Source organism: Thauera linaloolentis 47Lol = DSM 12138 (genome assembly GCF_000310205.1).
GTDB classification, from domain to species: Bacteria; Pseudomonadota; Gammaproteobacteria; order Burkholderiales; family Rhodocyclaceae; genus Thauera; species Thauera linaloolentis.
This window is the reverse complement of record NZ_AMXE01000004.1, coordinates 77,800-92,558: the sequence shown is the minus strand read 5'-3', so window position 1 is coordinate 92,558 and position 14,759 is coordinate 77,800. Positions and strand designations below refer to the sequence as shown.

General features: G+C 65.8%; 12 protein-coding genes. 4 read left to right on the top strand and 8 right to left on the bottom strand.

Going from position 1 to position 14,759, the window contains the following annotated elements; translation table 11 throughout:
• Positions 1 to 9 precede the first annotated feature (9 nt).
• The 6 genes from C666_RS02470 to rpsB all read right to left on the bottom strand — a co-directional run bounded on the left by C666_RS02470 (position 10) and on the right by rpsB (position 4,720).
• Positions 10 to 831 carry a phosphatidate cytidylyltransferase gene (locus C666_RS02470; RefSeq protein ID WP_004333305.1) on the bottom strand — a complete coding sequence of 274 codons (822 nt, stop codon included), beginning with the start codon at positions 829 to 831 and terminating at the stop codon, positions 10 to 12.
• Positions 824 to 1,612, bottom strand: coding sequence for a polyprenyl diphosphate synthase (gene uppS / locus C666_RS02465; protein ID WP_038000681.1), 789 nt, complete (start codon positions 1,610 to 1,612; stop codon positions 824 to 826). The genes C666_RS02470 and uppS overlap by 8 nt, the downstream gene beginning before the upstream one ends.
• Before the next feature lie 46 nt (positions 1,613 to 1,658).
• Positions 1,659 to 2,216 (bottom strand): ribosome recycling factor, encoded by a 558-nt coding sequence (gene frr / locus C666_RS02460; protein WP_004333301.1) that lies wholly within the window; start codon positions 2,214 to 2,216, stop codon positions 1,659 to 1,661.
• A gap of 19 nt (positions 2,217 to 2,235) precedes the next feature.
• Positions 2,236 to 2,949, bottom strand: coding sequence for a UMP kinase (gene pyrH / locus C666_RS02455; RefSeq protein WP_004333300.1), 714 nt, complete (start codon positions 2,947 to 2,949; stop codon positions 2,236 to 2,238).
• Between the two features lie 10 nt (positions 2,950 to 2,959).
• Complete coding sequence (tsf, locus tag C666_RS02450) at positions 2,960 to 3,859, bottom strand: translation elongation factor Ts (RefSeq protein WP_004333298.1); 900 nt, start codon at positions 3,857 to 3,859, stop codon at positions 2,960 to 2,962.
• 105 nt (positions 3,860 to 3,964) lie between these two features.
• Complete coding sequence (gene rpsB / locus C666_RS02445; RefSeq protein ID WP_004333296.1) at positions 3,965 to 4,720, bottom strand: 30S ribosomal protein S2; 756 nt, start codon at positions 4,718 to 4,720, stop codon at positions 3,965 to 3,967.
• 314 nt (positions 4,721 to 5,034) lie between these two features.
• Between rpsB and map the strand changes: the two genes are divergently transcribed.
• A complete protein-coding gene (gene map / locus C666_RS02440; protein ID WP_004333294.1) occupies positions 5,035 to 5,856 on the top strand; it encodes a type I methionyl aminopeptidase in 822 nt (273 codons plus the stop codon).
• Positions 5,857 to 5,890: 34 nt separating this feature from the next.
• On the top strand, positions 5,891 to 8,467 hold the full coding sequence (locus C666_RS02435) for a [protein-PII] uridylyltransferase (RefSeq protein ID WP_004333292.1): 2,577 nt from the start codon (positions 5,891 to 5,893) through the stop codon (positions 8,465 to 8,467).
• A 16-nt stretch (positions 8,468 to 8,483) separates the two neighbouring features.
• On the opposite strand, the gene C666_RS02430 is transcribed toward C666_RS02435, so the two are convergent.
• Positions 8,484 to 8,990 carry a TIGR00645 family protein gene (locus C666_RS02430; protein WP_028792227.1) on the bottom strand — a complete coding sequence of 169 codons (507 nt, stop codon included), beginning with the start codon at positions 8,988 to 8,990 and terminating at the stop codon, positions 8,484 to 8,486.
• Between the two features lie 17 nt (positions 8,991 to 9,007).
• Positions 9,008 to 9,745, bottom strand: coding sequence for an S-methyl-5'-thioinosine phosphorylase (locus C666_RS02425; protein ID WP_004333288.1), 738 nt, complete (start codon positions 9,743 to 9,745; stop codon positions 9,008 to 9,010).
• A 184-nt stretch (positions 9,746 to 9,929) separates the two neighbouring features.
• Between C666_RS02425 and typA the strand changes: the two genes are divergently transcribed.
• Positions 9,930 to 11,747: a translational GTPase TypA gene (gene typA / locus C666_RS02420; protein ID WP_004333286.1), complete on the top strand. Its 1,818-nt coding sequence runs from the start codon at positions 9,930 to 9,932 to the stop codon at positions 11,745 to 11,747.
• 248 nt (positions 11,748 to 11,995) lie between these two features.
• Positions 11,996 to 14,734 carry a cation-transporting P-type ATPase gene (locus tag C666_RS02415; protein ID WP_004333283.1) on the top strand — a complete coding sequence of 913 codons (2,739 nt, stop codon included), beginning with the start codon at positions 11,996 to 11,998 and terminating at the stop codon, positions 14,732 to 14,734.
• Positions 14,735 to 14,759 lie beyond the last annotated feature (25 nt).

Here is a 14,759-nt window from a genome sequence, read left to right as displayed (position 1 = left end):
TGCAGCCGCTCAGCGCGCGAGCAACAACGCACCGAGCGCCACCATGGGCAGCGTGGAGGTGAGGCTGTCGATACGATCGAGAATACCCCCGTGGCCGGGGAGAATGCTGCCGCTGTCCTTCAGGCCGGCCTGGCGCTTGAGCAGGGACTCGTAGAGGTCGCCGATGATGCTGACGCCCGTCCAGGCGACAAGTGCGGCCGCGGTGGCAAGCGCCCCGCCCGGCAGACTCGCCCCCTGCCAGAGCAGGATGCCGAAACCGAAGGACAACACGGCCAGCACCGCGCCGATGGCCCCTTCCCATGTCTTGCCGGGGCTGATCGACGGCGCCAGTTTGTTCCGTCCGAACGCACGACCGGCAAAGTACGCAGCGATATCGGCAACCCATACCACCGCCATGGCTGCCAGCATTGGCCACGGGCCGATCGCGCGCAATTGCACCAAGGCCAGCGCGGTGGGCACGAGCACGAGGAAACCCACCAGCAAGGCGAGCACGGTGTTCGACAAGGCCCACTTACGGGCCAGCCATGCGGGAACGGCGAGCAGCCAGAACGCGGCGCTGGCAGCATAGAGCGGCACCAGCAGCGCACCGCCCGACGCGGCTGGCGATGCAAAGCCGGCGGCATGGCCGAGCATCAGACAGGCCGCGCCGAAGGCAAAGGTGGCGGCGATGCGCAGGGGACGCGCGAACCCGGCGAGCGCCCCCCACTCCCAGGCCGCGGCGGCGCAGACGAGCGCGCACACGGCCAGCCAGCCAGCGGCCGGAAGATAGAACACGGCCGCGAGCAGGCCGACGAGAAGTACGATCGCGGTGAGTACCCGGGCCCTAAGCATGGGGCGCGGCGCCCTTCTGGTCGGTACGGCCGATCAGTTGCTCGCTGGTGCGGCCGAAGCGGCGCTCTCTTCCCTTGTAGGAAGCAATCGCTTCATCGAGCGTCGCCGCGTCGAAGTCCGGCCACAGAGTATCGGTGAAATACAGCTCGGTATACGCGAGCTGCCAGAGCATGAAGTTGCTGATGCGCTTTTCGCCGCCCGTACGGATGAAAAGGTCAGGCTCCGGCGCGAAATTCATCGACAGGGCGCCGGCCAGCTCTTCTTCGCTGAAGCCATCGCGGCGCTCGGGATGGGCCTGCATCAGACTGGACACCGCATTGGCGATGTCCCAGCGGCCGCCATAGTTGGCGGCGACACACAGGTTGAGCTTGCCGTTGCCGGCCGTCTTTTCTTCAGACTCGCGGATGATCCGGACAAGTTCCGGGTCGAAGCGCGACATGTCGCCGATGACTCGCAGGCGAATGCCGTTGTGGTCCAGCCGAGCCACCTCCTTGCGCAGCGCTCTCATGAAGAGCTGCATCAGGAAGGAGACTTCGTCCGCAGGCCGGCGCCAGTTTTCCGAACTGAACGCAAACAGGGTCAGGTATTCGATGCCGCGTTCGACGCAAGCCTTGACCACCGCACGCACGGATTCGAGGCCCCGCGAGTGGCCGGCAACGCGCGGCATGAAGCGCTTGCGCGCCCAGCGTCCATTGCCATCCATGATGATCGCGATATGTTGCGGGACCACCGACACCTCGGGAATATCCCGGGTGGAGCTCGTAAATCGTCTATCCGTCATCACCCGCCTCCTGTCCTGCCCGTAAGGGAAGAGCCGATCCGGCGGATCAGATCTGCATCAGTTCCTGCTCTTTCGCTGCAAGCAGCTTGTCGATCTCCGCGACATAGCGGTCGGTGAGCTTCTGCACGTCCTCTTCGGCCCTGCGCTCGTCGTCCTCGGAGATTTCCTTGTCCTTGACCGCATCTTTGAGCTGCTGGTTGGCGTCACGGCGCAGGTTGCGGATCGCGACCTTGGCTCCTTCGCCTTCCTGGCGCACGACCTTGGTCAGGTCGCGGCGGCGCTCTTCGGTCAGCGCGGGCATCGGCACCCGCAGCAGTTCGCCCATGTTCGACGGATTGAGGCCGAGATCGCTGTCGCGAATCGCCCTTTCGACCTTGGGCAGCATCGGCTTTTCCCAGGTCTGCACGCCGATCGTGCGCGCATCGATCAGGGTGATGTTGGCGACCTGGTTCACCGGAACCATCGAGCCGTAGTACTCGACCATGACGTGATCGAGCAGGCCGGTGTGGGCCCGGCCGGTGCGAATCTTGGCAAGATCGGTCTTGAGCGCCTCGACCGACTTCAGCATCTTCTGCTCGGCGTTCTTCTTCAATTCGGAAATCATCAGCGCACTCTCCAGAGCATCAGGAATGAACCAGCGTACCTTCGTCTTCGCCCATCACGACGCGCTTGAGGGCACCGGGCTTGAAGATCGAGAACACATTGATCGGCAGTTTCTGGTCGCGGCACAGCGCAAACGCGGTCGCATCCAGCACGGCGAGATTGCGGCCGATCGCTTCGTCGAAACTGATGCGATGGTAGCGCTGGGCGTCCGGATCCTTCTTCGGATCGGCGGTATAGACGCCGTCCACCTTGGTCGCCTTCAGCACGATCTGGGCACCGATCTCGGAGCCGCGCAGCGCCGCTGCGGTATCGGTGGTGAAGAAGGGGTTGCCGGTTCCGGCAGCGAAGATCACCACGCGCCCTTCCTCGAGATGGCGGATCGCGCGGCCGCGGATGTAGGGCTCGACGACCTGATCGATGCGCAGGGCCGACTGCACCCGCGCCTCGAGATTCATGCGGCGCATCGCATCGGCGAGCGCCATCGCGTTCATCACCGTGGCAAGCATGCCCATGTAATCGGCGGTGGCGCGGTCCATGCCGGAAGCCGCGCCCTTCATGCCACGGAAGATGTTGCCGCCGCCGATCACCACACCCACCTGAACGCCAAGACGCGCGATCTCGGCGACCTCGGAAACGATGCGGGACACGACGTCCTCATTGATGCCATAGGCGTCGTCGCCCATCAGGGCTTCGCCGGACAGCTTCAGCAGGATGCGCTTGTAGGCGGCGGACATTTCCATCTCCTTACTTCTTGGCTGCGGCAGCAGCGGCCTGCTCGGCCACTTCGGCAGCGAAATCGGTCACTTTCTTCTCGATGCCCTCGCCCACGATGTACAGCGTGAAGCCGGCCACCGAAGCGCCCCGGGCCTTCAGGAGCTGCTCGATGGTCTGCTTGCCGTCCTCGGCCTTGACGAAGACCTGGGCCAGCAGCGTGACTTCCTTCAGGAACTTCTGCACGGTACCGTCGGCGATCTTTTCCAGCATCGCTTCGGGCTTGTTGTCGGCGCGCGCCTTTTCGATGGCGATACGGCGCTCGGCGTCGATCAGTTCCTGCGACACGCCCGAGGCGTCCAGCGCCTTCGGCTTGGATGCGGCGATGTGCATGGCGATGTCGCGGCCGAGCTGCTCGTCGCCGCCGACCAGATCCAGCAGCACGCCGATCTTGGCGCCGCCGTGGATGTAATTGAATAGCTGGCCCTTGGCCTCGACGCGGGCGAAGCGGCGGATCGACATGTTCTCGCCGATCTTGCCGACCAGCGCGGCGCGCGTGGTCTCGACCGTGCCCTCGCCCAGCGGCAGGGCCGACAGCGCGGCGACGTCGGCCGGGTTCTGGCTGGCGACCAGCTCGGCGCTGCTCCGGATCAGGTTCAGGAAGTCGTCGTTCTTGGCGACGAAGTCGGTTTCGCAGTTGACCTCGATGATCGAGCCCAGCTTGCCATCGGCCGAAATGCTGATGCCGACCACGCCTTCGGCGGCCACGCGGGTGGCGGCCTTGGACGCCTTGTTGCCGAGCTTGACGCGCAGGATTTCTTCGGCCTTGCCCATGTCGCCGGCGGCTTCGGTCAGCGCCTTCTTGCATTCCATCATCGGCGCGTCGGTTTTCTCGCGCAATTCCTTGACCATGCTCGCGGTGATTTCGGCCATGCTAACTCCTCGAATTTCGCTGTTGCGCGCACCGGGCGCCTGCCCGGTGCGGCGGGTATTCACTATTACGAAAAGGGGCCCCTAGAGGCCCCGGCAAGCTGCAGGTCAGGCCTGCTCTTGCGTGCCCTCTTCCTCGACCTCGACGAATTCATCGCCACCGGCATCGACAATTTCCTGCAGCACCTGGCTGCGGCCCTGCAGCACGGCGTCGGCCACGCCGCGGGCGTACAGGCGGATCGCGCGCGAGGAGTCGTCGTTGCCCGGGATCACATAATCCACACCTTCGGGCGAGTGATTGGTATCGACCACGGCCACGACAGGGATGCCCAGCTTCTGGGCTTCGGTGATGGCGATCTTGTGATAGCCGACGTCGATGACGAACAGTGCGTCGGGCAGGCCGCCCATGTCCTTGATGCCGCCGATCGACTTCTGCAGCTTTTCGAGTTCGCGGCGGACGGTCAGCGCCTCGCGCTTCGACAGGCGCTCGATCGAGCCGTCTTCCATCATCGCCTCGACTTCCTTCAGGCGCTTGATCGACTGCTTGACGGTCTTGAAGTTGGTCAGCATGCCGCCGAGCCAGCGCTCATCGACGAAGGGCATGCCGGCGCGGCGCGCTTCCTCGGAGATGATCTCGCGCGCCTGGCGCTTGGTGCTGACGAACATGATGTTGCCGCGATTGGCGGCCAGCTTGCGGACGAAGTCCATGGCTTCGTTGTACTTCACCATCGTCTTTTCGAGGTTGACGATGTGGATCTTGTTGCGCTGGCCGAAGATGAACGGGGCCATGCGCGGATTCCAGAAACGGGTCTGGTGACCAAAGTGGACGCCCGCTTCGAGCATCTGACGCATCGTGACTGACATATGTAACTCCAGACTAAAAAGGGTTTGACCTCCGTCCCCCGGGGCACTCCGGCACGTGCTGCGGACAACCGCCCGCACGCGCCCTCGCACCTCGCCACCACGAACACCGCCGCCTCTCGAGGCGCTTATCCAGTGCTCATGGCGAACCCCATGCCGCAGGACGTGTGGATTTTTTGCCTGCCAATGCAGACAAGCCTGCGATATTAGCACGCGGGCGTTACACCACTCAAGCAGGCCATTGCGCCGCGTTTGCCCGCAGGTGCCCGCATGCGATACCTTTAGGCACTTTCCAGCCACACCAGACAGACATCGACATGAGCATCGTCCTCAAGACCCCGGAAGAAATCGAAAAGATGCGCGTGGCCTGCCGCCTCGCCGCCGAGGTCCTCGACCATATAGCGCCCTTCGTCAAGCCGGGCGTGACGACCGGCGAGCTCGACCGCCTGTGCCACGACTACATGGTCAATGTGCAGGACACGATCCCGGCGCCGCTCAACTACGCCCCGCCGGGTTACACGCCCTACCCGAAGTCGATCTGTACCTCGATCAACCATCAGGTATGCCACGGCATCCCCGGCGACAAGCCGCTGAAGAAGGGCGACAGCCTGAACATCGACATCACCGTCATCAAGGACGGCTTCCATGGCGACACCAGCCGCATGTTCCTGGTCGGCGGCGATGCCGCGGCCAGCATCGCCGCGCGCCGCCTGTCGCAGATCACTTACGAATGCATGTGGCTGGGCATCGCCGAGGTCAGGCCTGGCTCGCGCCTGGGCGACATCGGCGCGGTGATCCAGAAGCATGCGGAAGGCAATGGCTACTCCGTGGTGCGCGAATTCTGCGGCCACGGCATCGGCCGCAAGTTCCACGAAGAGCCGCAGGTTCTGCACTACGGCAAGGCCGGCACGGGGCCGGAACTGCTGCCCGGCATGATCTTCACCATCGAGCCGATGGTCAATGCCGGCAAGGCCGCCATTTCCGAACTGCCCGACGGCTGGACCATCGTCACCAAGGACCGCAGCCTCTCCGCGCAGTGGGAGCATACCGTGGTGGTCACCGAAACCGGCGTCGAGGTGCTGACCCTGTCGGACAAGTGCCCGCCACCGCCGGCCATCGTCGCGACACGCTTCGCCTGAGCCGCCGCCGATCCGCGCAAGCCACGCCCGAGCCATGCAAGATGCCCTGAGCACCCGTCTGCAGACCCTGATCTCGGATTCCCGGCGCCGGCTCGGCGATGGCACGCGCGCCCTGCGCGCCGCCTACGAAGCCCATCCGCGCACCTCGGTCGTACTCGAGGGGCGCGCAAAGCTGGTCGACATCGAGGTCGTCGGCATCTGGCAGGCCTGCCAGATGCCGGCCGAGGCCGCCCTGATCGCGGTCGGCGGCTACGGCCGCGGCGAGCTGTTCCCCGCGTCCGACGTCGACTTGCTGGTGCTGCTGCCGCGAGCGGCCGATGCAGGCGTCTGCGAGCGCCTGTCGGCGATGGTCGGAGCGTTGTGGGACATCGGGCTCGAGATCGGCCACGCAGTGCGCACCGTGGATGAGTGCATCCAGGCCGCCGAGGACGACATCACGGTGCAGACCAACCTGCTCGAGGCGCGCTTTCTCGCCGGCGACGCGGAACGCTTCGCCGAGCTGGAGCAACGCTACTACGCCGCGCTGGATGTACGCGAGTTCTACAAGGCCAAACAGCTCGAACAGGAACAGCGCTACGCGCGCTTCAACGACAGCCCCTATTCGCTCGAGCCGGACTGCAAGGACAGCCCCGGCGGGCTGCGCGACCTGCAGATGCTCGGCTGGATCGCGCGTGCGGCCGGACTCGGCCGCAACTGGCGCGATCTCGCCCGCCGCCGCCTGATCACCGGCGGCGAGGCGAGCGAACTGCGCAGCGTGGAACGCTTCCTGCAGCACCTGCGGATCCGCCTGCATTACCTGGCCGGACGCGCGGAAGACCGCGTGCTGTTCGACCACCAGGAAAAGCTGGCCCGCATCATGGGCATCGACGCCACCGCCAACCGGCGTGCATCCGAAGTGCTGATGCAGCGCTACTACATCAACGCCAAGATGGTGACGCAGCTCAACACCGTGCTGCTGCAGAACTACGGCACCGTGATCTTCCCCGACCGCGGCGCGGCCATCGTCATCAACCCGCGTTTCCAGGTCGTGCGCGAACTGCTCGACCTGCGCCACGAAGACGTCTTCGAGCGGTATCCATCGGCGTTGCTGGAATGCTTCCTGCTGCTGCAGCAGCGCTCCGAACTCAAGGGCATGACAGCGCGGACGCTGCGGGCCTTGTGGATCAACCGCAACCGGATCAACGCCGCCTTCCGCGCCGATCCCGCGCACCGCGCCCTCTTCCTCCAGATCCTGCAGCAAAAGCGCGGCATCGTGCATGCGTTCCGGCGCATGAACGAATACGGCATCCTGTCGCGCTACCTGCCCGCCTGGCGGCGAATCATCGGCCAGATGCAGCACGATCTGTTCCACGTCTACACCGTCGACCAGCACATCCTGACGGTGCTGCGCAACGTGCGGCGCTTCACGATGGGCGAGCATGCGCACGAATATCCGCTGATGACCCGTCTGATCCTGGCTTTCGAACGCCACTGGCTGCTGTACGTCGCGGCACTGTTCCACGACATCGCAAAAGGACGCGGCGGCGACCACTCCAGGCTGGGAATGGTGGATGCGCGCGATTTCTGCGTGCTGCACAGCCTGGACGAGGACGACACCGCACTCGTCGTATGGCTGGTCGAGCAGCACCTCACCATGTCGCATTTCGCGCAGAAGGAAGACACCTCCGACCCCGAAGTGGTGCAGCGCTTCGCCGCGATCATGGGCAGCGAGCGCCGGCTCATTGCGCTCTACCTGCTCACCCACGCCGACATCCGCGGCACCAGCCCCAAGGTCTGGAACGGCTGGAAGGGCAAGCTGCTGGAGGACCTTTTCTTCGCCGCCCAGCGCCTGCTGCGCGGCGCCACGCCGCAACAGGCGCTGGGCATGGACGATCGCCTCGAGGACGCGCGCCGGTTGCTGCGTTTCCACGGTCTGCGCCCCGGCGTCGAGGAGCGCCTGTGGTCGGAACTCGATGCGGTCTATTTCATGCGCCACTCGGCCGAGGAAATCGCCTGGCACACGCGGCTGCTCTACTTCCGCCCGGATGCCGGCGAGCCCGTCGTGAAGGCACGCGTGGCCGAGGACGAGCACGGCGTGCAGGTAATGGTGTTCACGCCCGACCAGAAGGAGCTCTTCGTCCGCCTGACCGGCTTCTTCGGCCGCCTGGGCTTCACCATCCTCGACGCCAAGGTCCACACCACCCGCCACGGCCACGCGCTGGACAGCTTCATGCTGCAGGACCCAGGCGGCGAGGCGAGCTACCGCGACGTGATCACCCTGATCGAACACGAGCTCGCCGCCTACCTGGCCCGTCCGGACGCGCTCGACCGCCCGTCGCGGGGCCGCATGTCGCGCCAGGTGAAGCACTTCCCGATCACACCGCAGGTCAGCATCCGCGCCGACGAGGCCGGCCGGCACTACATCCTGTCGCTGACCGCGGCCGACCGCCCCGGGCTGCTGTTCGACATCGCGGAAACCCTCGCCGGCCACGGCATCCGGCTGCACACGGCAAAGATCGCCACGCTGGGCGAGCGTGTCGAGGACACCTTCCTGCTCACGGGCGCCGCGCTGGCGCAGGACGCCCAGTTGCTGCGCGTGGAGCGCGAGCTGCTGGAGCGCCTGCAGGTCTGATGCGGCAGCGGCTCGCTCAGTGGGCCTTGCCGCCGAGGCGATCCATCAGCGCGTAGAGCACGCCGGAGCACAAGAAGGTGATGTGGATGCCAACCATCCAGGCAAGATGGCGGTCGCTCAGGTTGTCCACGTTCATGAAGGCCTTCAGCAGCTCGATGCCCGAAATCGCCACGATCGAGCCGATGAGCTTGATCTTCAGGTCCGAGAAGCCGATGTGCCCCATCCATTCCGGCCGATCCTGGTGGTTGTGCAGGTCGTCCATCTTGGAGACGAAGTTCTCGTAGCCGCTGAACATGATGATGATCAGCAGGTTCATGATCAGTGCGATGTCGACCAGCGACAGCACCCCGATGATCAGCTCGCCGCCCGTCGCGGTCATGATGTGGGCGAAGAGCCCCCACACCTCCTTGCCGAACTTGACGAGCAGGACCACCATCGCCAGCACCAGGCCGAAATAGACCGGCGCCATCAGCCAGCGGCTGGAGAACAGCAGGTGTTCGAAATTGTTTTCCAGGCGTTTCATGTTCTTGGAACCTTCCGTCATACGTGGCAAATTTTTTCGAGAATGGCGCGGACGCGGGCCATCGCCGTCTGCAGCGTGGCCTCGATGTCGTCGAAGACGATGCCCTGCGCACTGTCGGAACGCCCCGCCGCGTAGTTGACGACGACATTGAGCGCCGCGTAAGGCAATTCCAGCTCGCGCGCCAGCACCGCCTCGGGCATGCCGGTCATGCCCACCACATCGGCGCCGTCGCGCTCGAAGCGGTCGATTTCCGCCGCCGTTTCCAGGCGCGGCCCCTGGGTCGCGGCATACACGCCGCCATCGACCGCCACTTCGCCCGCCGCCGCGGTCGCGGCAAGCAGTCGCCGGCGCAGCCCGGCATCGTAGGGATGGGTGAAATCGACGTGCTTGACCGGCGTTTCGCCGCCTTCGAAGAAGGTGCTTTCGCGCCCCCAGGTGTAATCGATGATCTGGTCCGGAACGACCAGCGCGCCGGGCGAGAAATCAGCACCGATGCTGCCCACCGAGGCCACCGAAACGATGCCCCTGGCCTTGGCCTGCTTCAGCGCCCAGATATTGGCGCGGTAATTGACCCGGTGCGGCGGAATCGTGTGGCCGTAGCCATGGCGCGCCAGAAACACCACCGGCTCCGAGCACAGGCTGCCGTAGGTCAATGCCCCGGACGGTTCGCCATAAGGCGTGCGGACGACCTCGCGCCGCACGATGGCCAGGTTGGAAAGCTGGGTCAGGCCGCTGCCGCCGATGATCGCGAGCATCCGGTCACTCCGCTGAAAAAGGGGGCGGATTTTATCACGCGCCATCGGGCGGCACCGCACGGGTATTTGCCGGGGCCACATACGGCAGCCGCAGCGAAAACGTCACGAAACAGGCTGGACAATTGATGCTGCGGTGCCGCAGCGCATGTTAGAATCCTCGCCCTTTCAAAGACTTCCCGCCTCCATGTCCCGCGCTATCCGCAACATCGCCATCATCGCCCACGTCGACCACGGCAAAACCACCCTCGTCGACCAACTGCTGCGCCAGTCCGGCACCTTCCGCGAAAACCAGCAGGTCGCCGAACGCATCATGGATTCGGGAGACATCGAGAAGGAACGCGGCATCACCATCCTCGCCAAGAACTGTGCGATCCAGTATGGCGACACCCACATCAACATCGTCGACACCCCGGGCCACGCGGACTTCGGCGGTGAAGTCGAGCGCGTGCTGTCGATGGTCGACAGCGTGCTGCTGCTGGTCGATGCCCAGGAAGGGCCCATGCCCCAGACCCGCTTCGTCACCCGCAAGGCGCTGGCGCTGGGCCTGAAGCCGATCGTCGTCATCAACAAGATCGACCGCCCGGGCGCGCGCCCGGACTGGGTCATCAACCACACCTTCGACCTGTTCGACAAGCTGGGCGCGACCGAGGAGCAGCTCGACTTCCCGATCATCTACGCCTCCGGCCTCAACGGTTTCGCGGTCGAGAACCTGGACGACGAACGCGAGGACATGCGCCCGCTGTTCGAAGCCATCCTCAAACATGTGCCCGCGCCCGACATCGACATCGACGGTCCGCTGCGGCTCCAGGTGTGTTCGCTCGATTACTCCACCTACATGGGCCAGCTCGGCATCGGCCGCATCCAGCGCGGCCGCATCCGGCCCAACCAGGAAGTGGTCGTCATGTACGGCGACGAGAACCGCGGCAAGGGCAAGGTCAGCCAGGTGCTGACCTTCAAGGGCCTGGAGCGCTCGGCGGCCGACTTTGCCGAAGCCGGCGACATCGTGCTGATTTCAGGCATCGACCAGGTCAACATCGGCGTCACCCTGTGCGACCCGGACAAGCTCGACCCGCTGCCGCCGATCGCGGTAGATGAGCCGACGTTGACCATGAACTTCATGGTCAACACGTCGCCGCTCGCCGGCCGTGAAGGCAAGTACGTCACCAGCCGCCAGATCCGCGAGCGCCTCGAGAAGGAACTGCTGAAGAACGTCGCGCTGCGCGTCAACTACACCAACGACGCCGACATTTTCGAAGTGTCGGGCCGTGGTGAGCTGCACCTGACCATCCTGCTGGAAAACATGCGCCGAGAAGGTTACGAGATGGCCGTGGGGCGTCCGCGCGTGGTGTTCAAGGAAATCGACGGCGTCAAGTGCGAGCCCTACGAACTGCTGACGGTCGACGTCGAGGAAGAGCACCAGGGCGGCGTCATGGAAGAGCTCGGCCGCCGCCGCGGCGAACTGCAGGACATGCAGCCGGATGGCAAGGGCCGCGTACGCCTCGAATACCGCATTCCGGCACGCGGCCTGATCGGCTTCCAGGGCGAGTTCCTGACGCTGACGCGCGGCACCGGCCTCGCCAGCCACGTGTTCGACGACTACGGTCCGATGGCCGGGCAGATGGCCGAACGCCGCAACGGCGTGTTGATCTCGCAGAACAACGGCGACGCCGTGGCCTATGCACTGTGGAACCTGCAGGACCGCGGCCGCATGTTCGTGAGCCCGGGCGACACGCTGTACGAAGGCATGATCATCGGCGTGCATTCGCGCGACAATGACTTGGTGGTGAACCCGATCAAAGGCAAACAGCTCACCAACGTGCGCGCCTCGGGCAAGGACGAGGCCGTCAACCTGACGCCGCCGATCCAGCTCACGCTCGAATCGGCGATCGAGTTCATCGCCGATGATGAACTGGTCGAGATCACGCCCAAGACGATCCGCCTGCGCAAGCGCCACCTGCAGGAGCACGAACGCAAGCGCGCGGCAAAGGCCGCCGACGCCTGAGGCCTCGCCGCAGCACGGGCATCTGGAACGCCCCCACGCAAGCGTGGGGGCGTTTTTTTCATCCGCGCGTGATTCCTGTGCCACCCTCCCGCGCCTGGATCGACGGCTGATCCGCACGCCGTGGCGGTCCTGCCGCCGCCCCCCCGCCTGGACCGTCCCCCGCCCGCTTGGTAAAGTGGGCCCAAGCGATTTCACTCGTTCCGCAATCCGCGGGGACAGCCCCGCCATACGGATGGCAAGGCCAGCCCATGACAGAACGCCCAAGCCCGGATCGCCCCGATGCTGCTCCAGCCACCGCCTGGCATACCCTGACCCGGACGCAGGTCGAAGAGGCGCTGCGAAGCGGGAAGGACGGCCTGAGCGAGACCGAAGCCCGCCAGCGCCTCGCGTATTACGGCCCGAACCGCCTCGCCCCGCCCAAACGGCGCGGCCCGCTGCTGCGCTTGCTGATGCAGTTCCACAACATCCTGCTGTACGTGATGATGGGCGCTGCGCTCATCACCGCGCTGCTCGGGCACTGGGTCGATACCGGCGTGCTGCTGGCCGCGGTGATCATCAACGCCGTCATCGGCTTCATTCAGGAAGGCAAGGCCGAATCGGCGCTCGATGCGATCCGCGCCATGCTGTCGCCCCATGCGACGGTGATCCGGGACGGAAGGCGGCGCGAAATCGACGCTGCCGAACTGGTCCCGGGCGACCTCGTCGCGCTGGCCTCCGGCGACAGGGTGCCGGCGGACCTGCGCCTGGTCGCGATCAAGGAATTGCGCGTCGAGGAAGCGGCCCTGACCGGCGAATCCCTGCCGGTGGAAAAGACCACCGCGGCGGTCGCCGCCGATGCGCCGTTGGGCGACCGCTACGGCATGGCCTATTCGGGCACCCTGGCCGTCTACGGGCAGGCCAGCGGCATCGTGGTCAATACCGGCGCGACCACCGAACTGGGCAAGATCAACCAGATGCTCGCCGACATCCGCAGCCTGGCCACGCCCTTGTTGCGCCAGGTGGACCGCTTCGGCCGCGCACTTGCCCTCGTCATCCTCGCCCTGTCGGCGGCGACCTTCGTGCTGGGCACCTTGTGGCGCGGGCATGCGCCGGCCGAGATGTTCATGATGGTGGTCGCCCTGGCGGCCTCCGCCATTCCGGAGGGCCTGCCGGCGATCATGACCGTCACGCTGGCCCTCGGCGTGCAGCGCATGGCGCAGCGCAACGCGATCATCCGCCGCCTGCCGGCGGTGGAGACCCTGGGCTCGGTCACGGTGATCTGCTCGGACAAGACCGGCACGCTGACGCGCAACGAGATGACGGTGCAGAAAGTGGTCTGCGCCGGCCATGTGTTCGACGTCGGCGGCGTGGGCTACGCGCCGGTGGGCGATCTGAGCCTGGACGGCCGCATCATCGACCCCGAGCACTACGCCGCGCTGGCGCTGGCGATCCGCGCCGGCGTCCTGTGCAATGATGCGCGCCTGCGCGAAGACGAGGGGCTGTGGCGGGTGGAGGGCGATCCCACCGAAGGCGCGCTGCTGGTGCTCGGCGGCAAGACCGGCTTTTCGCAGCACCTCGGCGACGAAGCCTGGCCCCGCCTCGACTCGATCCCCTTCGAATCGCAGCACCGCTTCATGGCCACCTACCATCGCGACAGCGACGACATGCCGTGGATTTTCGCCAAGGGCGCGCCTGAACGCATCTTCGACATGTGCGATGCACAGTGGGGAACCGACGGCAGCGAGCCGCTGGACATCGATACCTGGCGGCGCATGGCCACCAACGTCGCCGCCCAGGGGCTGCGGCTGCTGGCGCTGGCCTGCAGGCGTGCCGCGCCGCGGGGCGCTTCCCTGGACTTCGGCGACACCGAATCCGGCTTCGTGCTGCTCGCTCTGGTCGGGATCATCGATCCGCCGCGCGAGGAAGCCATCCTGGCGGTCGGCGAGTGCCACCATGCCGGCATCCGCGTCAAGATGATCACCGGCGATCATGTGGAAACGGCGCGCGCCATCGGCGCCCAGCTCGCCATCGGCGTGGGCAAGCCGGCCGTGACAGGCGCCGAGGTGGCGGTTATGGATGATGCCGCCCTGCGCCGCATGGCGATGGAGGTGGACGTCTTCGCCCGCGCCAGCCCCGAGCACAAGCTGCGCCTCGTCCAGGCCCTGCAGGACGACGGCCAGGTGGTCGCGATGACCGGCGACGGCGTCAATGACGCCCCCGCCCTCAAGCGTGCCGACGTCGGCGTGGCAATGGGCCTGAAAGGCACCGAGGCGGCCAAGGAGGCGAGCGACATGGTGCTGGCCGACGACAACTTCGCCACCATTGCCACCGCGGTGCGCGAAGGGCGGGCGGTCTACGACAACCTGAAGAAGTTCATCCTGTTCATGCTGCCCACCAACGGCGGCGAGGCGCTGGTGGTCATCGCCGCGATCCTGTTCGAGCTGGCCTTGCCGCTGACCGCGGCCCAGGTGCTGTGGATCAACATGGTCACGTCGAGCACGCTGGGACTCGCCCTCGCCTTCGAGCCGGCCGAGCGCGGCATCATGAACCGCCCGCCGCGTCCGCCCGGCGAGGCCTTGCTGTCGGGCTTCTTCGTCTGGCGCGTGCTGATGGTGTCGGTGCTGATGATGACGGGCGCGCTGGGCCTGTTCCTGTGGGAGCTGGACGCCGGAACGTCAATCGAGACCGCGCGCACGATGGCGGTGAATGCGGTGGTCGCGGCGGAAATGTTCTACCTGGTCAACAGCCGCTTCATCCTCGCGCCCGCGATCAGCCGCGTCGGCCTGAGCGGCAACCGCTACGTCCTGTTCGCCATCGCCGCCTGCATTCCGCTGCAACTGGCCTTTACCCATCTGCCGCTGATGCAGGGCATCTTCGGGTCGAACGATCTGACGCCGCTGGAGTGGGCCAAGGTGCTGGCGGCCGGGCTGCTGGTGTTCTGCGTTGCCGAACTGGAGAAGTTCGTGATTCGCCGCAGCCCGCTGGCCGCGCGCCTGAACCACGCCTGAACCGGCGACTGCCCGCCGTACTCCG

What these genes read in the sequence shown, in the direction of transcription:
- frr (WP_004333301.1), bottom strand. Translation starts at nt 2,216, where the DNA reads ATGATTTCCGAATTGAAGAAGAACGCCGAGCAGAAGATGCTGAAGTCG.
- map (WP_004333294.1), top strand. Translation starts at nt 5,035, where the DNA reads ATGAGCATCGTCCTCAAGACCCCGGAAGAAATCGAAAAGATGCGCGTG.
- typA (WP_004333286.1), top strand. Translation starts at nt 9,930, where the DNA reads ATGTCCCGCGCTATCCGCAACATCGCCATCATCGCCCACGTCGACCAC.
- C666_RS02415 (WP_004333283.1), top strand. Translation starts at nt 11,996, where the DNA reads ATGACAGAACGCCCAAGCCCGGATCGCCCCGATGCTGCTCCAGCCACC.
- C666_RS02425 (WP_004333288.1), bottom strand. Translation starts at nt 9,745, where the DNA reads ATGCTCGCGATCATCGGCGGCAGCGGCCTGACCCAGCTTTCCAACCTG.
- uppS (WP_038000681.1), bottom strand. Translation starts at nt 1,612, where the DNA reads ATGACGGATAGACGATTTACGAGCTCCACCCGGGATATTCCCGAGGTG.
- C666_RS02470 (WP_004333305.1), bottom strand. Translation starts at nt 831, where the DNA reads ATGCTTAGGGCCCGGGTACTCACCGCGATCGTACTTCTCGTCGGCCTG.
- tsf (WP_004333298.1), bottom strand. Translation starts at nt 3,859, where the DNA reads ATGGCCGAAATCACCGCGAGCATGGTCAAGGAATTGCGCGAGAAAACC.
- pyrH (WP_004333300.1), bottom strand. Translation starts at nt 2,949, where the DNA reads ATGTCCGCCGCCTACAAGCGCATCCTGCTGAAGCTGTCCGGCGAAGCC.
- C666_RS02430 (WP_028792227.1), bottom strand. Translation starts at nt 8,990, where the DNA reads ATGAAACGCCTGGAAAACAATTTCGAACACCTGCTGTTCTCCAGCCGC.
- C666_RS02435 (WP_004333292.1), top strand. Translation starts at nt 5,891, where the DNA reads ATGCAAGATGCCCTGAGCACCCGTCTGCAGACCCTGATCTCGGATTCC.
- rpsB (WP_004333296.1), bottom strand. Translation starts at nt 4,720, where the DNA reads ATGTCAGTCACGATGCGTCAGATGCTCGAAGCGGGCGTCCACTTTGGT.